We start from the raw sequence: 18,721 nt of genomic DNA, 5'->3' as shown, positions 1-18,721 counted from the left end.
ACTAGAGTGGAGTCCATGCCTTTCGAGCTGCCGGACAACCTGCACCCCAACTGCGGCCCCGTCGCGTGGCTGCTCGGCACGTGGCGCGGCAACGGCCACGGGACGTACCCGACGATCGAGTCGTACCAGTTCGGCCAGGAGCTGATCTTCACGCACGACGGCCGCCCCTTCTTCCACTACATGTCCCGCTCGTGGATCGTGGACGAGGACGGCGGATTCGTCCGCGACGCCGCCATGGAGACCGGCTTCCTGCGCTGCCCCGAGCCCGGGAAGGTCGAGTTCCTGCTCTCGCACAACATCGGCTTCTCGGAGATCTGGTACGGCGCGGCCGAGGGCGGCAAGGTCGAGATGCACACCGCCGGCGTCTCCTTCACCGAGACGGCGAAGGAGGTCACGGCCGGCTCCCGGATGTACGGCAACGTCGAGGGCGACCTGCTCTACGCCTACGACATGGCGGCCGTCGGCCAGGAGCTCCAGCCCCACACCTGGGCGCGCCTCCAGCGAGCATGAGCGACGACCTGGCGGCGCGGCTGCGGGAGCAGGGGCTGCGGCTCACCCCGCAGCGCGAGCTGATCCTCCGGGCCGTCGAGGAGCTGCGCCACGCCACCCCCGACGAGGTGCTGGCCCACGTGCGCGGCCAGGTGAGCTCGGTCAACGCCTCCACCGTCTACCGCACGCTCGAGGTGCTCGAGGAGCTCGGGCTGGTGCGCCACACGCACCTCAGCGACCGCGCGCCGACGTACCACTCCACGCGCGAGCACGAGCACGTCCACGTCGTGTGCCGCGGCTGCGGCTCCGTGCGCTCGTACGACCCGGAGATCGTGGCGCCGCTCGTCGCGGCGCTGGGGGAGGACGGCTTCTCCGTCGACGTCGGCCACCTCGCGATCTTCGGCACCTGCGCCGACTGCTCGGCCGCTGGCTCCTGAGTCGCTGAGCGACTCAACGTTCGTCGTAGGGCTGCTGGACCTTGAGTCTCTGAGCGACTCAAGAGGGACTTAGCACCCGAAGTTCCCGCTTGTCGGCTGAAATCTCGGCCGACAAGCGGGGACTTCCCCGGATATCCGGGGATCGCCCCCTATTGCAAGGAGTCTTTCGAAAGACTACTTTCGACGCATGCCGAACCCCCGCCGCCTCCGCGACCCGCGCGCCCTGGCCGCCGTCGCCCATCCCGTCCGGATGGGGATCATCGAGCTGCTGTCCGTCCACGGCCCGATGACCGCCACCGAGCTCGCCGCCCGGCTCGATGAGACCCCGGCGAACTGCTCGTGGCACCTGCGCAAGCTCGCCGAGCACGACTTCATCGAGGAGGCTGCGGGCGGCACGGGTCGCCAGCGGCCGTGGCAGATGCGGCACATCGGGATGTCGTGGGCCGACGACGACGACATCGGCCGTGACGAGCTCCGCGCCGGGCAGGCGCTCAGCCGGATGCTGCTCGAGCGGTGGGTCGACCGGTTCCTCGGCGCGAGCGAGCGCGAGACGCACCCGGGCTGGCGCGACGGCGCCGGGCTGACCCAGCACGTCGCGTGGCTCACCGCCGACGAGCTCGCCGACCTGACGAACCGCCTCAGCGAGGTCGCGGGGACGTACGACGACCGCCTCGGCACCGGCGAGCGTCCCGAGGGCGCCCGGCTGTGCGAGATCGTCGCCTGGGGCGCGGCCGTGGAGATCGAGCGATGAGGGCCGCCTTCGCCCAGCCGGGCTTCACGCGCCTCTTCGCCGGCCTGACGACGTCGATGCTCGGCGACTCGATCATGCTGCTGGTGCTCAGCATCTGGGTGAAGACCCTCACCGGCTCGAGCGCGATGGCCGGCTTCACCTTCTTCTTCATGTGCATCCCGGCGATCTTCGCGCCCTTCGTCGGCGTCTGGCTCGACCGGATCAGGCGCAAGCCGATGCTGGTGTGGGGCAACGTCCTGTCGGCGATCGCCGTCCTGCCGCTGCTGCTGGTCCGCGACGCCGGCGACGTCTGGATCATCTGGACGGTCGCGGGGCTCTACGGCGTCAGCTTCGTCGTCCTGCCCGCCGGCCTCAACGGCCTGCTCAAGGAGCTGATGCCGGAGCGGATGCTGGTCGACGCCAACTCCAGCATCCAGACCGTCAAGGAGTCCTACCGGCTCTTCGGCCCGCTGCTCGGCGCCGCGCTCTTCGCCTGGCTGGGCGGCTGGGCGGTCGCGCTCGTCGACGCGGCGTCGTTCCTCGTCGCGGCCGCCATCATCTCGACGATCCGCGTCGAGGAGGAGACGCCCGAGCATGAGCAGGCCGCCTACTGGAACCAGCTCACCGACGGCCTGCGCCACCTCGTGCACGACCGGGTGCTCGGCCACCTCCTCATCGGGTTCGGCCTGTCGATGCTGGTCCTCGGCTTCACGGAGTCGGCGATCTTCGCACTGACCGACCACTTCGACCGCCCGGCCACCTACGTCAGCGTGATCGTGTCGGTGCAGGGCATCGGCGCGGTCGTCGGCGGCATCGCCTCCGCCCGGTGCGTACGACGTCTCGGCGAGGTCGCGACGAGCGTGCTCGGGCTGGTGCTGCTCGGGGTCAGTGCACTCGGCATCGCGGCCTCGCCGGTGATGGCGGGCGTGCTGGTGAGCATCGTGGTGTTCGGCGTCTCGCTCCCGCTGCTGGTCGTCGCCTACATGACGCTGCTGCAGCGTCGTACGCCGCAACGGCTGATGGGGCGCGTCTCGACGGCCGCCGAGGTCGTGATGACCGTGCCGAGCGCGGTCTCGCTCGCCCTCGGTGCCGCGCTGGTGACCGTCGTCGACTGGCGGTGGATCTTCCTGGTCATCGGCGCCGCGACACTGGCCGGCGCCGGGCACGTCGCCTTCTGGCTGCGCGACCAGCTGCGGCGACCTGCCGCCGATCCGGAGCCCGTCGACGAGCCGCCCTCCCCGCTCGACCCCTCGTCGCCGCTGGGTCCCGGTGTGGGGGCCGCGTAGTCTCGAGGCATGCAGTCCCCGCTCCTCGCCCTGCCCGGCGCCGTCGCGGGCGACGGGATCGACGCCCCGGTCGCCGCACATTACGGGTCCTTCAACACCGAGCAGCGCAGCCTCGCGCGCGGTGACGGGTTCGTCGACCTCTCGCACCGCGACGTCGTACGCATCTCCGGCCCGGAGCGGCTGTCGTGGCTCCACAACCTGACCACGCAGTACTTCGACGGCTTGGCTCCCGGCACCTGGACGCAGGCGCTCGTGCTGAGCCCGCAGGGCCACGTCGAGCACGCCTTCACCGGCGTCGACGACGGCGAGGCGTTCACCGCCCACACCGAGCCGGGCGCGGGTGCGGCCCTGGTGGAGTGGCTCGAGCGGATGAAGTTCATGACCCGGGTCGAGGTCTCCCTCGTCGACGACCTCGCCGTGATGTGGCGCCCGGGGGAGGGGATCGGCCGGTACGACCTGGTGCCCCGCGACCGACTCGAGGCGTACGCCGAAGCGGCCGGGCCGGCCTGCGGGCTCTGGGCCTTCGAGGCGCTGCGCATCGAGCGCGGCGAGCCGCGGCTCGGCCTCGACACCGACCACCGCACCATCCCCAACGAGGTCGGCTGGATCGGCGCCGCGGTGCACCTCGACAAGGGCTGCTACCGCGGCCAAGAGACCGTCGCGCGGGTCCACACCCTCGGCCGTCCGCCCCGCCGGCTGGTGCTGCTGCACCTCGACGGGTCGGAGAACCGCCTGCCGCCCGCCGGGTCCCCGGTGTCGTACGACGGTCGTGACGTCGGCTTCGTCGGCTCCAGCGCACGCCACCACGAGCTCGGCCCCATCGCGCTCGCGCTCGTCAAGCGCAACGTGCCGGTCGACGCGGCCTTGACGGTCGACGAGATGCCCGCCGCGCAGGAGGTCGTCGTCGACCCCGAGGTCGGCCTGCACGTCCGCCCCCTCCGCTGAGGCGCGCTGCGTCATACCGATCGGCGCCTATGGGTGCGGGTTCGTATGACGCAGCGGCGCTCGCCGAATTCGGGCGGCATACCGATCGGCAGCCATGGGTGCGGCTTCGTATGACGCAGCGGCGCCGCCTGGGTCAGGGGCGGCGGTACTGCACGTGCGTGTCGGCGTCGGCGTGCCCGAACCCGAGGCGCGAGTACACCGCGAGGGCGGGGGCGTTGTCGGACTCGACGTAGAGGAGCACCTCGTCCACGCCGAGGCCGGCGAGGTGGTGCAGCCCGGCCAGGGTCAGCACCTTGCCGAGCCCGCGGCCCTGCGCGGCGGGCGCGACGCCGACGACGTACACCTCACCGAGGCGGGCGTCGTGCTGCTTGGTCCAGTGGAAGCCGAGCATCCCGGAGTCGTCCTCCGCGACGAGCAGGCCGGCCGGGTCGAACCACGGCTCAGCCATCCGCCGGGCGAGGTTGTCGAGGTCCATCGCGCCCTGCTCGGGGTGGTGGGCGAAGGCGGCCGCGTTGACCGCGACCACGTCGGCGGCGTCGGAGTCGCGGTACGACCGGATCGACACGCCGTCCGGCACCTCGAGGGCGGGCAGGGGGAGCGAGGCCGGTCGGCGCATCACCCAGAGGTCGCGCACGCGCTCCCACCCGTGGCGGGCGGCGAGCCTGGCGGCGGCCGGGTGGTTGCCGTGCGACCACGCCGTCAGCCCGGTGCCGTACGACGACTCGGCGCGCGTCAGCAGCGCGGACCCGAGGCCGCGGCCGCGAGCCGCCGGGCGGACGACGAGTGACAGGTCGCCGCCATGGAGGAGGGCGAAGGCGTCGTCCTCCGCGATGACGGACGCGGCGCCGTCGGCGAGGGCGATCCGGGCCGCCTCGTCGAGCGGGTCGGCGCCGTCTGCGGCCGCGGCCTCGTCGGCGATCTGCTCGACGGCCTGCGCGGCGGTGGCGTCCATGGCCCCGACCCTAGTGCGGGTCGGGAGCTCAGGCGTCGGTCGACGACCGGCGGGAGCTGGACGAAGGCGCCGCCTCCGAGGCCGCGGGGTCGCGGGTGGGTACGACGAAGCGGTAGCCGACGTTGCGGACGGTGCCGATGTGGTGCTCGTGCTCGGTGCCGAGCTTGGCGCGGAGGCGGCGGACGTGGACGTCGACGGTGCGGGTGCCGCCGAAGTAGTCGTAGCCCCAGACCTCCTGGAGCAGCTGCTCGCGGCTGAAGACCCGGCCCGGGTGCTGGGCGAGGTACTTCAGGAGCTCGAACTCCTTGTAGGTGAGGTCGAGGGGCCGCCCGCCGATGCGGGCGGTGTAGGTGGCGTCGTCGACGACGACCTCACCGCGGTGGATCACGTGGGCGGCCGGGTCGTCGGGCGCGGCAGCGCTCGCGCGGCCGATCGCGAGGCGGATCCGGGCGTCGAGCTCGGCCGGGCCGCAGGTGTGGAGGACGACGTCGTCCATGCCCCAGTCGTGTGCGACGACGGCGAGGCCGCCCTCGGTGACGATGAGCAGGACCGGGGCGTCGGTGCCGGTGGTGCGGATCAGCCGGCACAGGTCGCGCGCCGCGGCGAGGTCCTGGCGCCCGTCGACGAGGACGAGGTCGGACTCGGGGGCGTCGAGCAGTGCGCTGCCCTGGGCCGGGACGATCTTCACGGTGTGCGACAGCAGCGCCAGCCCTGGGAGCACCTCGGCGGAGGGCTGCAGCGCGCCCGTGAGCAGCAGCAGTGCGCTCATCGCGTGCCCTCCTCGTGCGGGGATCAGCCAGGTGGCATCAGCCGGGGATGAGGAAGGATATCCCGCATGAGCCACCCGACGGACGCGCAGCGGAGTCATGAGACAGCGATCACCGTGCGCTACTGGGCGGGCGCCCGGGCCGCGGCCGGGACCGCGGAGGACGTCCTCGAGACGACGGGCGAGCTGAGCCTCGCCGACGTCGTCGCGCGCGTCCTCGAGCGTCACCCCGGTGAGCAGATGGCCCGCACGATCGGCGTCTGCTCGGTGCTTCTCGGCGACCGGCCGGTCCGCACGCAGGACCCCGACGCGGTCGTCGTACGCCCGGGCGACGTCGTCGAGCTGTTGCCCCCATTTGCCGGTGGGTGAACGTTTCGCACTCCCCGCGATCGGGCGAAGGGTCATCCTATTTTGCCCAAAGTGACTACACCGCGCGTTCAACGTAACTAGCCTCCGGACCGTCGCCTGCACCACGCAGGCGCGCGTTGAGAAAGGCACACAATGGGAACGCAGATCAATGGCGCGGCGCGCCGGCTGGTGACAGCCGCCGCAGCCGGCGCCTTGGTGACGGGGGCTCTCTCGATGGGAGGCGTCCCTGCATATGCGGCGGAGAACAACCTTCGCGGCACCGTGGTCGACCCGGAGGGCAACCCGGTCAACGGCGACCTCTACATCCGCACCGCCGACGGCACGAACGTGGGGTACGACTACGTGGCGGGCGGACGCATCGAGGCGACCATCCCCGAGAGCGGGGACTTCCGCATCGAGTTCAGGCCGTGGTCCGATTCCAGGCTCCAGTCCGAGTTCTACCTCGACAAGGCGACCCTCGCCGAGGCGACGCCTGTCGCCGGCGCCGCGGGCACCGTGCAGCTGTCGCCCTGGACCATCGACTACCGGCCGTTCGTCAAGGGTGTCGTCACCGACGCCGCCGGGGTCCCGATCCAGGACGCCTACGTGCAGGTGGCCGACGCGACGACCAACAGCTACGAGGGCGTCGGCTACACCGAGGAGGACGGCACCTTCCACGTGCCGGCCTCCGGCGCCGAGCCGGTCAAGGTCCGTGTGGAGGCCGACGACTTCGCCACCGAGTGGTACAACGACAAGCCGAGCTTCGCGACCGCCGATGCGGTCACGCCGACGTCGGCGGGTGCCGACCTCGGCACGGTTGCCCTGACGAAGGGCGCCTCCATCTCGGGTGTCGTCACCAGCGACGCCGGGGCTCCCCTCGAGCTCGTGCGCGTGCAGGCCACCGACCCCGACACGGGCTTCAGCCGCACGGACTACACCAACGCCAGCGGCGCCTACACGATCGAGGGTCTGCCCGCCGACTCCTACCGGATCCAGGCGTCGGACTGGGAGATCGGCGAGTACGAGTGGGAGTACTACCAGGACACTCAGGACACCGCAGCGGCGACCCTCGTGCCCGCCGCGAAGGACCAGGCCGTCGGCGGCATCAACCTGTCGCTCGCACCGGCCGAGGTCGAGCCGGTCACCGGCGCCGACGTCACCGGCAAGGTCGTCGACGAGACGGGCAAGCCCGTCGTCGGCGTCACCGTCACCGCGTACAGCACCCCGGCCGATCTTGACGACCGTCGTGGCCTCGAGAACGAGGTGACCAACCGACAGGGCGTCTACGTCCTGGACGAGGTGGACGGTGTTCCGGACGACGCGATCAAGGTCTACGCCAGCGGCTTCGGACCCCGTGAGAAGGACGGCTTCGGCGTCGACGGTGCCTACCTGGGCAACACCGATGCCTGGGAGGCCGCTACGGTCCTCCCGACCAACAGCTTCCCCCGCACCGGTGCTGACATCGCGCTGGTGACCAACGGTGGCATCTCCGGCAAGGTCACGTCCGAGGCGGGCGGTGTGCTCAAGTACGCCTACGCGACGGCGTACGACGAGGACGGCGACTACGTCGAGGACGCGTCGATCAAGTCCGACGGCACCTACAAGTTCAACACCCTCGAGCCGGGCACCTACACGGTCGCCTTCACGGCCGATGGCCACATCGGCGAGTTCTGGAACAACGCGGTCCGGTCGTCGGCCACGAAGGTCGTGGTCACCTCAGCGAAGATGGTCACCGGGATCGACGCCGTCCTCACCAAGACCCTTGTTGCGGTCGCGAGGCCGACGATCAGCGGCGAGCCGCTGGTCGGCAGCACCCTCACCGCTGACAAGGGCACGTGGAACCGGATGGCCGGTGCCACCTACGGCTACGAGTGGCTGGCCGACGGCGCTGTCGTCGGCGCCGGCCCGACCCTGGTCCTCACCGCCGCCCACTTCGGCAAGACGGTCGCGGTGCGCGTGTCCAGCAAGGTGGAGACCTTCGAGAAGGTCTTCCAGGGCCAGGCTGTCAGCGACTCGACCGCCGCGGTGCAGGCCGCGACCACCACCAAGGCCAAGGCCAAGAAGGGCAAGGTCAAGGTCAACGTGGCCGCCGGCACCGTCGCCGCCGCACTCGTCGACGGCAAGGTGACCGTCAAGCTCCAGGTCACCAAGAAGAAGCTCGTCAAGATCGCCGGAGGCAAGGTCAAGGACGGCAAGGCGAAGCTCAAGATCAAGAAGATCCTCGCCAGCAAGAAGCTTGCGAAGCAGATCGCCAAGATGAAGCCCAAGAAGGCGAAGAAGGCCAAGCTGGTCTTCGTCTTCAACGGCAAGAACCTCCTCGAGTCCTCGGACGTCATCAAGATGAAGAAGATCGTGAAGGCCGCCAAGAAGGGCAAGGGCAAGGGCAAGAACTGACCGCCTGCGCCACTGCAACACCCAGCACCACGCGAGGCCCCGGGACCCGTCCCGGGGCCTCGCCCCATTTCCTGTGCCGGCCCTCGGGTGGTGGTGGAGCCGCAGCGTCATGCGAATCCGAACGGGTGGGTTCGGGTTCGTATGACGCTCGCGCTGGTGTCCCCGCAGCGTCATCCGAAGGCACAAGGATGGGTGCGGAGTCGGATGACGCTCGCGCCGTGCGAATCCGGTGCGCCGGCCGTCGGGAACGGATCAGGAACAAATCCGTCGCGCGGGGTCGTTGGGCAGGTGTGAGCACCGGAGCCTGGATCGTCGTCGCCGCCGTCGTCGTGGCGCTGGCGTTCGGCCTGCGGCGGCTCACCACCGACGGCCGCTTCCGCGGCACCGACCCGGCGGTCGAGGTCCGCGGCAGCGACCCGGCGGTCGAGGAGGGCGCCCTGGCGCCCGTCACGAGACCCGGCGCCGAGCTGGTCGCCGCGGTGGGCGAGCAGCTGGGGGAGCGGGCGACGCTGCTGCAGTTCTCCAGCGCGTTCTGCGCCCCCTGCCGCGCCACCCGGCGGGTGCTGGGCGAGGTGACCGGACTCGTCGACGGCGTCGCCCACGTGGAGATCGACGCCGAGCACCACCTCGAGGCGACGCGGACCCTCGGCATCCTCCGCACGCCCACCACGATCGTGCTCGACGCCGCCGGCGCCGAGGTCACCCGCGCGACCGGGGCGCCGAGCCGCGACCAGGTCCTGACCGCGTTGGCCCGCGTGTGATCTCACGATATGGATGTGTGGACCACATGATGAGACGTAGCGGAGTCGGGATGGTCGGAGCACCTAGGGTCGTCGTCATGTCCTCGACCATGCTCACCAAGCGCCGCGCAGTGGACCACTGCCGCGTGCGTTCGGCGCTGTGTCGAATGTCGTAGCGGTCCCACCGCTCCCCTGAGCCCCTCCGTCCGGCCTGTCGTCGCCGGACCGCGCTCGGTCGGTGGGACCCGCACGCCGGGTCTGCCCCCGCTGTGCTCGGCCCTGCCGTGCTGACCGACCTCAGGAGAGACATGACCACCACCGCCACGCCCAGGCCCGCTCAGGGTCCCGGTGCCGCCCTCCGTCCGGATGGTGCGATCGACCCCCGCGGCCCGCAGCTCGCCGCCGCCCTGACCGCCGTGGTCCTGGTGGCCGTGCTGCTGCTGCCGACGCCGTACGCCGTCGCGCTGCTCGCCGTGCAGGCGGTGCTGTTCGCGGTGGGTGCGGTGCGCGGGGTGCAGGCGACGCCGTACGCGTGGCTGTTCCGCACGCTCGTCCGCCCGCGCCTGGCCGCGCCGACCGAGTGGGAGGCCCCCGAGCCGCCGCGATTCGCCCAGGTCGTGGGCCTCGCGTTCGCGCTCGTCGGGCTGATCGCCTTCGCGGCCGGCGCCACCGTCGTCGCCCAGGTGGCGGTCGGCCTCGCGCTGGTCGCCGCCCTCCTCAACGCCGTCTTCGCCTTCTGCCTGGGATGCGAGGTCTACCTGCTCGTCCGCCGCTTCATCGCCACCGTCTGACACCACGACTGTTCACCACACAAGGAGCACACCAACCATGAGCCGCGAGAACTCGCTCGTCACCGCCCAGTGGGTCGATGACAACCTCGACACCGACGGCGTCGTCCTCATCGAGGTCGACGAGGACACCACCGCCTACGACAAGGGCCACATCCGGGGAGCCATCAAGCTCGACTGGACCACCGACCTCCAGGACCAGGTCCGTCGCGACTTCGTCAACAAGGAGCAGTTCGAGGCCCTGCTGTCCGAGCGCGGTGTCGCCAACGACGACACCGTCGTGCTCTACGGCGGCAACAACAACTGGTTCGCGGCCTACGCCTACTGGTACTTCAAGCTCTACGGCCACCAGGACGTCAAGCTCCTCGACGGCGGTCGCAAGAAGTGGGAGCTCGACTCCCGCGAGCTGACCGACGAGCTCCCCACGCGCGCGAAGACGTCGTACACCGCGCAGGAGCAGGACCCCTCGATCCGCGCCTTCCGCGACGAGGTCGTCGCCGCGATCGGCACGCAGAACCTCGTCGACGTGCGCAGCCCCGACGAGTACGCCGGCCGGCTGCTCGCACCGGCCCACCTGCCGCAGGAGCAGGCCCAGCGCGCCGGCCACATCCCGACGTCGGTCAACGTGCCGTGGAGCAAGAACGCCAACGACGACGGGACCTTCAAGTCCGACGAGGAGCTCACCGCGCTCTACGACGAGGTCGGCTTCGACACCGACAAGGACACCATCGCGCTGTGCCGCATCGGCGAGCGCTCCTCGCTGACGTGGTTCGTGCTGACCGAGCTCCTCGGCCGCAAGAACGTCAAGAACTACGACGGCTCCTGGACCGAGTACGGCTCGCTCGTCGGCGTCCCGGTCGCCCTCGGCGACGAGCCCGGGGAGGCCTGACCCCCTCGCTGGTTGAGGAGGGACGAAGTCCCGTCACGAAACCCAGAACTTCTGAAAGGAAACACCATGTGCGGAGCCAAGGAGGGCGGCCTGTCGCTCGACGGCGTCAACGTCGCCAAGGAAGCCGTGATCCAGGGTCAGGTGCTGCGCAGCGGTGACGAGCCCGTCGCCAACGCGTACGTCCGCCTGCTCGACCGCAGCGGCGAGTTCACCGCTGAGGTGCCGACGTCCGCGACGGGGCACTTCCGCTTCTTCGCCGGCGACGGCGAGTGGACCCTGCGGACGCTGGCGCCCAAGGCCCAGCCGGTCGACACCCGCGTCGTCGCCGCGACGGGCTCGGTCGCCGAGGTCCAGGTGCTGGTCAGCGCCTGAGGCTGCCCGGACCCGCGGCTGGTCCAGACCACCGGAGGGGCGCCTCGCGCGGTGAGCGCGGGGCGTTCCTCTCATTTTCGCCACTGTTCCCCCACACCCCCGATGGGCGCTCCGCACTGGCCTTACCGTGGCAGCTCGGGCTGTGCGCCGCGTTCGGGCTGTGTCGTGGAGAGAGTGGGTGATGATGGTCGCTGAGTTCGCGCCTGCGCCTTCGCCCGCGACCGCGCTCGACACCGACGAGCTCTGGCGCCTGACGATGGAGCACTCGCCGGTCGGGATGGCCATCATCTCCCCGACGGGCGGCTTCATGACGGCCAACGTCGCACTGTGCGAGATGCTCGGCCACGACGCCGACGTGCTGATCACGAAGTCCTTCCAGGACATCACCCATCCCGACGACCTCGACGCCGACCTGCGCCTGTTCGAGCAGACGCTCGCCGGGGAGATCAGCTCCTACCGGATCACCAAGCGCTACCTCCGCGCCGACGGCAGCATCCTGGTCGGCGACCTGTCCGTCGCCCTGCTCCGCGACCCGCGGGGCGCGCCGATCCACTTCATCTCCCAGGTCGTCGACCTCAGCGAGCGCCAGGCCTTCGTCGACCGGCTCGACGCGGCGGAGGCCGCCGCGGATGCGGAACGTCGTACGGCCCAGGCGATCTTCGAGGGCGTCGCCGTCGGGCTGCTGCAGATCGACGCCGCGGGCCGCTACCTCGCCATGAACGGCCGGCACCGCGAGTTCCTCGAGCTCGCCTTCCCCGGCGGCCACCTCGGCCAGGCGGGTCAGACCGGCTTCGCCTACGACGTCGACCAGCAGCCGCTGGTGAGCGACGACATGCCGTCGGTGCGAGCCGCGCGCGGCGAGGAGTTCGACGACCTCCGCCTGTGGGTGGGGGAGGACCCGCACTCGCGCCGGGCGCTGTCGGTCTCCGCGCGGCGGGTGCTCGACCGCACGGGCGAGCTGGCGGGCGCCGTCCTGGCCTACCACGACGTGACCGACCTGGTGCGCGCCATGGGCGTGAAGGACGAGTTCGTCTCGACGATCTCCCACGAGCTGCGTACGCCGCTCACGGCGGCGCTTGCCTACCTCGAGCTGCTCGACGAGTCGACCGATGTCAGCCCCGAGGGCCACCAGCAGGTGACCGCGGCCCGGCGCAACATGCTCCGGCTCTCGCACCTGGTCGCCGACCTCCTCTTCACCACGCGGGTCTCGTCCGGCTCGCCGCTGGTGGACCCCTACCGCGTCGACCTCGCCGTGATCCTGTGCGAGGCGGTCGACGCTGCCGCGCTGGACGCGGACAGCCGCGGGGTGCGCATCAACGCCCGGGTGCCGGACGCCCTGCCGGCCGTCGCCGACGGCATGCGCCTGCGCCAGGTCTTCGACAACCTGCTGGACAACGCGATCGCCTACAGCTCACCGGGCGGCGTGGTCACCGTCGACCTGGGCGAGCGCCAGGAGCGCCTGGTGCTGACCGTGACCGACGAGGGCACCGGCATCGACGCGGGTGACGTGGACCAGGTGTTTGGCCGGTTCTACCGCGGCGCCAACGCCCGTCGGCGCCAGGTGTCCGGCACGGGTCTGGGCCTCACGATCGTGCGCAGCATCGTCGAGGCGCACGGCGGCGTGGTGTCGCTGGAGAGCACGCCCGGCGAGGGCACCAGCGTCTGCGTGCTGCTGCCCCGCTGAGGCGTGCCCGGGCACGCGCCCCTCAGGCCGTGATGGTCCCCAGTCGCCAGAACCGCGGAGCGGTGTCTCCTTCGACGGAGAAGTTGAACACGGCGTCGCTGTTGACCAGCGAGGGCGGCATGTCCTGCATGTCGGCCCAGAACTCGTAGTGGTTGCCACCGGAGACATCAGGGGCGGGGCCGCGGTGGGAGTTGCCGGCTTGCGGACCGGTCCTGGAGGTGTGGTGCGACTGCGTCGTGGTGAATCGGTAGAGCCACTTGTCCGACTCGTCGGCGACGTCGGTGCGCGTCCACGCGCTGTGGACGGTGGAGGTCTCGGGCTTGGCCTCGCCGGCGACCTTGCGGACCGCGATGACGAGGACGATCTTCCCGATGACCCCGGGATAACCGTAGTTCGCAGCGATGCCGGCGGCGGATAGTCGCCAGAGGCTCGCCGTCGCGTTCGCGTCGGAACTGAGCGGAGGATTGATCATGTCGCAGGGCGGGACGGCCGCCGGCGTGGGGTCGGACTGCTGGGCGCCCGACATGGCGATCGCGCTGATGGGGAAGGCTCCACCTTGGAACCCGCGCCACGGCAGCTCGGTCTGAGAGCCGAGCGTCAGCGTCGCCTGCAAGTGGGACGTGGTGCCGGTGAAGAGCAGGGTGTGGCTCGTGGCCAGGCCCGTGCTGGTCGGACCGGACGCGCTTGCCGAGCCGACGCTGTCAAAGACCCCGGCCGGGATGGTGAGCGCCAGCTGATAGCTCGCGTCGAAGCCGGTGACGGTCGCCGACACGGTGAGCTCTTCCGGCTGGCCCGGCGCGTAGGAAGCGACGAGCTCCGTGATCACGGGCCGTCCCGAGGTGTTGGCGAAGGCCGGCGCCGTCGTCGCGACGGTGACCGCGGGAATCGACCACACGGCTCCCCGGACGGCAGCCCGCCTGCTGAGCACGGTCGATCCCATGCGTGCCTGATCGGACACGGCGTACCCCCACGTTTCGACGAAACCAGCGCCCCCACGGGCTGGTCCGGCGAGCGTAGGTCGACTTTCGGCCGTTGCAGCCGGGCTGCACCGAACGTGCGAGAAACCTTGATCTGGTCGTCGAGCGGTCTGGTCCGCTGGTGCAGACCTTCGACCTTCCCCGGGGTCAGCGTCGGTTCTTGCGCCGTCCGGTGGTGCTCTCGACGTAGTCGTCGGTGCCGTAGCCGTAGTGGCCGTAGTTGCCGGCGCCGACGGTCCGCTTCGACACCCGGTTGAGGATGATGCCGAGCGGGCGGGCGTTGACGGTGCGCAGGTGGCCCAGGGCGTTGGCGAGCTCGGTGTCGAGGGTCCGGCCGGCCGAGACCACGATGAACGCGCCGTCGGCGGCGTGCGCGACGACGGCGGCGTCGGTCACGGGCAGCAGGGGAGGAGCGTCGATGATGAGCATCCCCTTGGCGGTCAGGTCGGCGATGACGCCGCGCATGGCCTGGGACCCCAGGATCTCGCTGGGGTTGGGCGGTCGCGAGCCCGAGGTCAGCACGCTGAGGCCCTCGATGGTCGGGTGCGACTGGAGGGCGTCGGCCAGCTCGAGGCGGCCGGACAACACGTCGGTGAGACCCACGGTGTCGTCGACCCCGGCCGCGGCCGCGACGGTGGGCCGCCGCAGGTCGGCGTCGACGAGTGTGACGGCTTGGCCGGAGCCCGCGATGGCGGCGGCGAGGTTGGCGGCGACCGTCGACTTGCCGTCGCCCTGCTTGGGGCTGGTGACGACGATCGCGCGCGGCGGGTTGTCGACGTCCATGTAGGACAGGTTGGTGCGCAGGCGGCGTACGCCTTCAGCGGCGAGGGCGGCACTTCCGGTGCCGCTGCCCACGAAGATGCCGGGCGCCTTGCCGATGTCCGGGACCGATCCGACGACCGGGACACCGGTGTCACGCTCGACGTCCTCTGCCGAACGGATGCGGCGGTCGAGCAGGGTGCGCACAACGGCGTACCCGAGCCCGAGCAGGGCGCCGAGCACGGCGCCGAGGAGCACGTTGCGCTCGACCTGCGGCGACACCGGGCTCGTCGGGAGCTGTGCCGACTCCGACACCTCGATGCGCATGCCCTGGTTCCCGCTCGACTTGCCGGCCTCGATGCTCTTGACCCGCTGCGCGAGCGCGCCCACCCAGGCGTCGGCGAGCCGCTGCGCCTCCTCGGGCGTGCCTGCGCGCGCGGTGATGGAGATGATGACGGTGTCGGGCGTCTGCGCGGCGTCGATGCTGCCGACCAGGCCCTCGGGCGAGGTGTCGAGACCGAGGTCGTCGATGACGATCGAGGCGGTCTCGCGGTCCTTCGCCAGCACGACGTACGACGCCGCGCGCGACTTGGACAGCGAGTCGTTGAGGCTGTCGAGGCCGGGGTCGCCGCCGCCGCCGGAGGTGACGAAGCCCGACGAGCTCGCGGCGTAGACCTTGGGCTGGATGCTGCTCCACCCGAAGGCGGCGAGAGCGGCCACCAGGATGAACGCCGTCACGGCGATCCAGTGGTTGCGCAAGATGCGCAGGTAGTCGGCGAGCTCCACCGGATCCCCTTTACTTTCCCGGATGTCTTTAGCAGCGTAGGTGCCGCTGCGTGCGACGTCCCCCGAATGGGGTGGTCCGTGGGGAAGTACAACTTTCACCGAGGAAACCCCTCATTCCAGTAACACACGGCGGAGTTCGGGTTTTGGCTCTATAGCCTTCCGATCACCCGGACGGCACGAGTCGACCGGGAGTGGTCGGGGGCGACCACTCACAACTTCAAGGTGGGGGCACCACACATGAGCGATCAGCTCACCAGTCAGTCACGCTCGAACGAGAGCGGCATCACCCGTCGGACCGCGCTGCGTGGGGCAGCGTGGTCCGCATCGGCGGTCACGGTTGTCGTGGCCGTGCCGGCCTACGCGGCTGCGTCGGACGCCACGGGTTTCTCGGGTCCTACGTTCACGCGTAAGGGCCAGGACGTCACGGCGACGACGAGCTTCACGCTTGTCCGGAAGTCCGTGGTCACGGCCGTAATGACGTACAAGATCAATCAGCCGAATGGGACCGTCGTGTCGTCCGGATCGATCGCCTCGCCTTGGGTCGGGACGTGGGACCACTCGACAGGCAGCGCGACATTTGCCCGTCCTGTGACCGCTGCTTCCGGCGTTGTGACCTTTGCACCAACGCTGGCGCTGAGCAACACCTCGTACACGAGCATCACGTTCAGCATCACCTTCACGTGGGACGGCGGTTCGAAGGTCGTGGGTGGGACGTACGTCAAGTAGGTCGGGTCGACGGTCCGATCTTCGCAGCGACTTCGCGGAGTCGATGCCTCAACGCCGACGGCACCGCGACAACGGCGTAGGGCGACCGCACCTCGGCCGTCGCCCAAGGGGGCAGTGCGCTTCGGCTGAGAAGCCTGACCAGTTCGCGCGGCGAGGCGCCCGTACGACGAAGGTTGCGTAGTCCCTTGAGAAGATGCAGACCCAACACGGTGGTGGGTCGGTGCCGTGAATCAGTCGACACCTGTTGTCCGCGTAGTGCCGACATGAAGGTTGCGTCGACATGGCTAGCTGCCTGGCCGACGACTGGCGGAACGTCCGGAGGCACGCCGAACATCTCGGCGGCGATTGCGACAGACGTCAACTGGTCCGGGCGCAGCGGCCGATCAGCCAGAAGCCAGGCTTCTCTCTCGCTCATCAGGCTGTGGACGTCGAGCAGGCTGCGCATCCAACGCCATCCGTCCTTGGCGGCATGACCGGCTGAATGGCTGAGGGCGTCGTACGGGCTCAACGTGGGAATCTGGTGGCCGTCGACGGACACCACCATGTGACGCGACCAAAGAATGTCGAACTCGGGAAACGTGTTACGGGTCGGCGTCAGGTACCAATGGAGATCGACGTCGCTGTTGGCACCAACGAGCGTCAGCTCGCTCCACGTGCGGACCAAGTGGCGCCAAGCCCACGTCGGCCCGGGAGTCGGGTAACCAGCGGCCGGTTGCCAGCCCGCTCCGGAAAGCGCTCGATGAGCTGTGGGCAAATCGCGAGGAGAGACGAGCAAATCTAGGTCGCCTGCACCCCGAATCGCGAAGTCGCCGTAAGCCAGCGTTGCGAGCGCCACTCCCTTGAACGCCAAGGCCCTTACGCCAGCGTTGCTTAGCGCCGCCAAGGCTACGGACAGGTCGGCCGCCAGCACCGCCGCCCCCGCGCGCTGGCGGCCGGCAGCGGCTTCGAGCTCTGACCTCGCCTGCCGAGGGATGTCAAGGCGGTCGAGATTGGCCGCCAGGTAAGGAACGACGTGGTGCTGCCGCGCTGCGCTCACGAGTCCTCGAGGACTCAGCGAATCAGGAGCTGCCCACCGGCGGTCGTCATTGGAGCGCAGGTGTCGTAGCGCGTCGCGCAACGCATTGACGGCCGCGGCCCCGTCGGGCTCGAGGGCGTCCGAGTCAGATCGATGGTGGGTGAAGGACGAAGTCCCGTCGCGAGATCTCTCGTCCTCGACCACCACGAGAACTCTGTGTGCCACGAGGTCCCAGATCTGCTGCTCCGTGAGAGCCTCCGCCGACTCCGGCCCCTCCGGCAGGCCGAAGGTAGCAACAACGTGTTCGGTCACAGCTCGAAGAGTCGCGGTGACGCCGTCGGGCACGGCTTGGAGGATCGCAGTTGCGATCGGCGACAGTCCAAGGACGCTCTCGTCCACCATGACCACGCTGCGCTCGCCCTCGACGTAGTGGTCGGTCAGCACCCCGCGCCTGACGATCACGAGGGCATCGCCAGGAGCTCGGCGAGCACGGGCTCGAGGTCTGCCGACTCGGCGTAACGGACTTGCCGCGCGCCGCCCACGAGGTGGATCAGCTCGGCCAGACGATGCAGGGGCTTGTCCATGCTGGGCAGGTAGGACGACTGGGGCGCGATGGCGGCGATGGCGTCTACGGTCTCGAGGGGCTCGACGGTCGGCGCGCCTCGGTGCTGCGGATCCCGTTCGATCACGAGCAGGGCGGCCAGCCGGCACTCCTGCTCAGTTGCGAGCAGTCCGAGCTCGGACGGGGCGACCTGCGTCTTCAGATGTCCGCCGTCGATGATGGACAGTGGCTTGCGGTAGGGCAGCACGACCCCGTCCGGGGTGATGGCTGACGTCTCGTCGGTGAGGTAGGCGAACGTCCTCCCGAGGTTCACCGAGGCAGTGGTCTTGCCGGTGCCCGAGGCCGCGACGAGCACCGCAGTGCGGCCGGTCGCGGGGTCGGCGAGGGCCGCAGCGTGCAGCATGACGAGCTCGCCCGCCCTGGCGTCGATCGCGGCTGTGGTTACGGCGGGGGACAGGTAGTGCAGGGCGTTCGCGACGTCAGGCCCTTCAGCCTCCACCACATCGGTGGTGGGCTCGCTGTCGGTCAGAGCGTCGCGCCACGCTTCCAGCACGGGCCGGCGCAGTGTCGGAGAGGCTCGGATCGGCACGACGACCCCGAAGGCCGAGACGTGGGCGACGACGTCCCGCTCGACCTCGAGCTCGTCAGTGCTGCACATGGGCGCCACCCTAGGTGGATCCACCGGGCCCCCGGCTCGGAAGGAAAAAGAATGGGCCCCCCGCGTGGGGTGCGGGGGGCTCCGGGCGCTCCGTGGGGTGGAACGCATCTTCTTGGCTCGTAGTGGGGGGCACTTGACGAGCAGACGTCTCGGCGGGGGCGTTTGCCAATCAGTCTTGACTGAGTTTGCCAGACACGGCGCGTCCGCGCAGCATTTTTGACATGATCGCGGCGAGCGACGCGGTTCCCACATGTCGTTCGGTCAGCCCACACCCCACATAGGAGTCACCCCATGAAGAACATCGCTCGCATCGTCGTTGCCGCCACCGCCGTCGTCAGCATGGCCGGAATGGCTGCTGCTCCCGCGACCGCGGCTCCCAAGGACGTCCAGCAGCGCAACATCTGGTGCTGCTGAGACC

Annotated in this window: 20 protein-coding genes; 14 read left to right on the top strand and 6 right to left on the bottom strand. The window is 70.2% G+C overall.

Translation table 11 applies throughout. From position 1 onward, the window contains the following. The first annotated feature begins 15 nt into the window (after positions 1 to 15). The 5 genes from ACFQW6_RS11005 to ACFQW6_RS10985 all read left to right on the top strand — a co-directional run bounded on the left by ACFQW6_RS11005 (position 16) and on the right by ACFQW6_RS10985 (position 3,887). On the top strand, positions 16 to 510 hold the full coding sequence (locus tag ACFQW6_RS11005) for an FABP family protein (RefSeq protein WP_378544549.1): 495 nt from the start codon (positions 16 to 18) through the stop codon (positions 508 to 510). Continuing rightward, positions 507 to 926, top strand: a complete 420-nt coding sequence (locus ACFQW6_RS11000; RefSeq protein ID WP_378544546.1) for a Fur family transcriptional regulator — start codon at positions 507 to 509, stop codon at positions 924 to 926. Before ACFQW6_RS11005 ends, ACFQW6_RS11000 begins: the two co-directional genes overlap by 4 nt. Before the next feature lie 187 nt (positions 927 to 1,113). Beyond that, the gene (locus ACFQW6_RS10995; RefSeq protein ID WP_378544543.1) at positions 1,114 to 1,677 is read left to right on the top strand and encodes a winged helix-turn-helix domain-containing protein; all 564 of its coding nucleotides are present in this window, start codon (positions 1,114 to 1,116) and stop codon (positions 1,675 to 1,677) included. Further along, positions 1,674 to 2,942, top strand: coding sequence for an MFS transporter (locus tag ACFQW6_RS10990; protein WP_378544540.1), 1,269 nt, complete (start codon positions 1,674 to 1,676; stop codon positions 2,940 to 2,942). Before ACFQW6_RS10995 ends, ACFQW6_RS10990 begins: the two co-directional genes overlap by 4 nt. Positions 2,943 to 2,951: 9 nt before the next feature. Beyond that, the gene (locus ACFQW6_RS10985; RefSeq protein ID WP_378544537.1) at positions 2,952 to 3,887 is read left to right on the top strand and encodes a YgfZ/GcvT domain-containing protein; all 936 of its coding nucleotides are present in this window, start codon (positions 2,952 to 2,954) and stop codon (positions 3,885 to 3,887) included. Positions 3,888 to 4,020: 133 nt separating this feature from the next. Here ACFQW6_RS10985 and mshD read toward each other — a convergent pair whose 3' ends face one another. Continuing rightward, positions 4,021 to 4,839: a mycothiol synthase gene (mshD, locus tag ACFQW6_RS10980; protein WP_378544534.1), complete on the bottom strand. Its 819-nt coding sequence runs from the start codon at positions 4,837 to 4,839 to the stop codon at positions 4,021 to 4,023. A 28-nt stretch (positions 4,840 to 4,867) separates the two neighbouring features. Then, the gene (locus ACFQW6_RS10975) at positions 4,868 to 5,608 is read right to left on the bottom strand and encodes a winged-helix domain-containing protein (protein ID WP_378544531.1); all 741 of its coding nucleotides are present in this window, start codon (positions 5,606 to 5,608) and stop codon (positions 4,868 to 4,870) included. A gap of 66 nt (positions 5,609 to 5,674) precedes the next feature. Here ACFQW6_RS10975 and ACFQW6_RS10970 point away from each other — a divergent pair, with 66 nt between their 5' ends. The 7 genes from ACFQW6_RS10970 to ACFQW6_RS10940 all read left to right on the top strand — a co-directional run bounded on the left by ACFQW6_RS10970 (position 5,675) and on the right by ACFQW6_RS10940 (position 12,820). Then, complete coding sequence (locus ACFQW6_RS10970) at positions 5,675 to 5,974, top strand: MoaD/ThiS family protein (protein WP_378544528.1); 300 nt, start codon at positions 5,675 to 5,677, stop codon at positions 5,972 to 5,974. Positions 5,975 to 6,106: 132 nt separating this feature from the next. Beyond that, positions 6,107 to 8,347 (top strand): carboxypeptidase-like regulatory domain-containing protein, encoded by a 2,241-nt coding sequence (locus tag ACFQW6_RS10965; RefSeq protein ID WP_378544525.1) that lies wholly within the window; start codon positions 6,107 to 6,109, stop codon positions 8,345 to 8,347. A gap of 290 nt (positions 8,348 to 8,637) precedes the next feature. Continuing rightward, complete coding sequence (locus ACFQW6_RS10960; RefSeq protein ID WP_378544522.1) at positions 8,638 to 9,108, top strand: TlpA family protein disulfide reductase; 471 nt, start codon at positions 8,638 to 8,640, stop codon at positions 9,106 to 9,108. 287 nt (positions 9,109 to 9,395) lie between these two features. Beyond that, on the top strand, positions 9,396 to 9,878 hold the full coding sequence (locus ACFQW6_RS10955; protein ID WP_378544519.1) for a DUF4395 domain-containing protein: 483 nt from the start codon (positions 9,396 to 9,398) through the stop codon (positions 9,876 to 9,878). Between the two features lie 37 nt (positions 9,879 to 9,915). Further along, complete coding sequence (locus ACFQW6_RS10950) at positions 9,916 to 10,764, top strand: sulfurtransferase (protein WP_378544516.1); 849 nt, start codon at positions 9,916 to 9,918, stop codon at positions 10,762 to 10,764. 66 nt (positions 10,765 to 10,830) lie between these two features. After that, on the top strand, positions 10,831 to 11,136 hold the full coding sequence (locus tag ACFQW6_RS10945; RefSeq protein ID WP_172256424.1) for a DUF1416 domain-containing protein: 306 nt from the start codon (positions 10,831 to 10,833) through the stop codon (positions 11,134 to 11,136). A 181-nt stretch (positions 11,137 to 11,317) separates the two neighbouring features. Then, positions 11,318 to 12,820: an ATP-binding protein gene (locus ACFQW6_RS10940; protein WP_378544512.1), complete on the top strand. Its 1,503-nt coding sequence runs from the start codon at positions 11,318 to 11,320 to the stop codon at positions 12,818 to 12,820. A gap of 22 nt (positions 12,821 to 12,842) precedes the next feature. Here ACFQW6_RS10940 and ACFQW6_RS10935 read toward each other — a convergent pair whose 3' ends face one another. Both ACFQW6_RS10935 and ACFQW6_RS10930 read right to left on the bottom strand, forming a co-directional pair. Further along, a complete protein-coding gene (locus tag ACFQW6_RS10935) occupies positions 12,843 to 13,760 on the bottom strand; it encodes a hypothetical protein (protein WP_378544509.1) in 918 nt (305 codons plus the stop codon). A gap of 184 nt (positions 13,761 to 13,944) precedes the next feature. After that, on the bottom strand, positions 13,945 to 15,342 hold the full coding sequence (locus ACFQW6_RS10930) for a polysaccharide biosynthesis tyrosine autokinase (RefSeq protein WP_378544506.1): 1,398 nt from the start codon (positions 15,340 to 15,342) through the stop codon (positions 13,945 to 13,947). Between the two features lie 237 nt (positions 15,343 to 15,579). Here ACFQW6_RS10930 and ACFQW6_RS10925 point away from each other — a divergent pair, with 237 nt between their 5' ends. Beyond that, positions 15,580 to 16,068, top strand: coding sequence for a hypothetical protein (locus tag ACFQW6_RS10925; protein ID WP_378544503.1), 489 nt, complete (start codon positions 15,580 to 15,582; stop codon positions 16,066 to 16,068). Here the strand turns inward: ACFQW6_RS10925 and ACFQW6_RS10920 are convergent. Both ACFQW6_RS10920 and ACFQW6_RS10915 read right to left on the bottom strand, forming a co-directional pair. Further along, positions 16,061 to 17,527: a nucleotidyltransferase family protein gene (locus tag ACFQW6_RS10920; protein ID WP_378544500.1), complete on the bottom strand. Its 1,467-nt coding sequence runs from the start codon at positions 17,525 to 17,527 to the stop codon at positions 16,061 to 16,063. The two genes, ACFQW6_RS10925 and ACFQW6_RS10920, sit on opposite strands and share 8 nt — an antisense overlap. A 14-nt stretch (positions 17,528 to 17,541) precedes the next feature. Next, the gene (locus ACFQW6_RS10915) at positions 17,542 to 18,303 is read right to left on the bottom strand and encodes a hypothetical protein (protein WP_378544497.1); all 762 of its coding nucleotides are present in this window, start codon (positions 18,301 to 18,303) and stop codon (positions 17,542 to 17,544) included. Between the two features lie 291 nt (positions 18,304 to 18,594). Here ACFQW6_RS10915 and ACFQW6_RS10910 point away from each other — a divergent pair, with 291 nt between their 5' ends. Next, positions 18,595 to 18,717 carry a hypothetical protein gene (locus ACFQW6_RS10910; RefSeq protein WP_378544494.1) on the top strand — a complete coding sequence of 41 codons (123 nt, stop codon included), beginning with the start codon at positions 18,595 to 18,597 and terminating at the stop codon, positions 18,715 to 18,717. Positions 18,718 to 18,721 lie beyond the last annotated feature (4 nt).

Source organism: Nocardioides sp. GCM10028917, assembly GCF_042666175.1.
In the GTDB taxonomy this organism is placed as follows: domain Bacteria; phylum Actinomycetota; class Actinomycetes; order Propionibacteriales; family Nocardioidaceae; genus Nocardioides.
This window is presented reverse-complemented; position numbering and strand designations above follow the sequence as displayed.

Excerpts from the sequence above, each read along its gene's own strand:
- ACFQW6_RS10975 (WP_378544531.1), bottom strand. The coding sequence starts at position 5,608 with ATGAGCGCACTGCTGCTGCTCACGGGCGCGCTGCAGCCCTCCGCCGAG.
- ACFQW6_RS10915 (WP_378544497.1), bottom strand. The coding sequence starts at position 18,303 with ATGTGCAGCACTGACGAGCTCGAGGTCGAGCGGGACGTCGTCGCCCAC.
- ACFQW6_RS10985 (WP_378544537.1), top strand. The coding sequence starts at position 2,952 with ATGCAGTCCCCGCTCCTCGCCCTGCCCGGCGCCGTCGCGGGCGACGGG.
- ACFQW6_RS10945 (WP_172256424.1), top strand. The coding sequence starts at position 10,831 with ATGTGCGGAGCCAAGGAGGGCGGCCTGTCGCTCGACGGCGTCAACGTC.
- ACFQW6_RS10990 (WP_378544540.1), top strand. The coding sequence starts at position 1,674 with ATGAGGGCCGCCTTCGCCCAGCCGGGCTTCACGCGCCTCTTCGCCGGC.
- ACFQW6_RS10925 (WP_378544503.1), top strand. The coding sequence starts at position 15,580 with ATGAGCGATCAGCTCACCAGTCAGTCACGCTCGAACGAGAGCGGCATC.
- ACFQW6_RS10995 (WP_378544543.1), top strand. The coding sequence starts at position 1,114 with ATGCCGAACCCCCGCCGCCTCCGCGACCCGCGCGCCCTGGCCGCCGTC.
- ACFQW6_RS10965 (WP_378544525.1), top strand. The coding sequence starts at position 6,107 with ATGGGAACGCAGATCAATGGCGCGGCGCGCCGGCTGGTGACAGCCGCC.
- ACFQW6_RS10935 (WP_378544509.1), bottom strand. The coding sequence starts at position 13,760 with ATGGGATCGACCGTGCTCAGCAGGCGGGCTGCCGTCCGGGGAGCCGTG.
- ACFQW6_RS10910 (WP_378544494.1), top strand. The coding sequence starts at position 18,595 with ATGAAGAACATCGCTCGCATCGTCGTTGCCGCCACCGCCGTCGTCAGC.
- ACFQW6_RS10950 (WP_378544516.1), top strand. The coding sequence starts at position 9,916 with ATGAGCCGCGAGAACTCGCTCGTCACCGCCCAGTGGGTCGATGACAAC.
- mshD (WP_378544534.1), bottom strand. The coding sequence starts at position 4,839 with ATGGACGCCACCGCCGCGCAGGCCGTCGAGCAGATCGCCGACGAGGCC.
- ACFQW6_RS10970 (WP_378544528.1), top strand. The coding sequence starts at position 5,675 with ATGAGCCACCCGACGGACGCGCAGCGGAGTCATGAGACAGCGATCACC.
- ACFQW6_RS11005 (WP_378544549.1), top strand. The coding sequence starts at position 16 with ATGCCTTTCGAGCTGCCGGACAACCTGCACCCCAACTGCGGCCCCGTC.
- ACFQW6_RS10940 (WP_378544512.1), top strand. The coding sequence starts at position 11,318 with ATGATGGTCGCTGAGTTCGCGCCTGCGCCTTCGCCCGCGACCGCGCTC.
- ACFQW6_RS10955 (WP_378544519.1), top strand. The coding sequence starts at position 9,396 with ATGACCACCACCGCCACGCCCAGGCCCGCTCAGGGTCCCGGTGCCGCC.
- ACFQW6_RS11000 (WP_378544546.1), top strand. The coding sequence starts at position 507 with ATGAGCGACGACCTGGCGGCGCGGCTGCGGGAGCAGGGGCTGCGGCTC.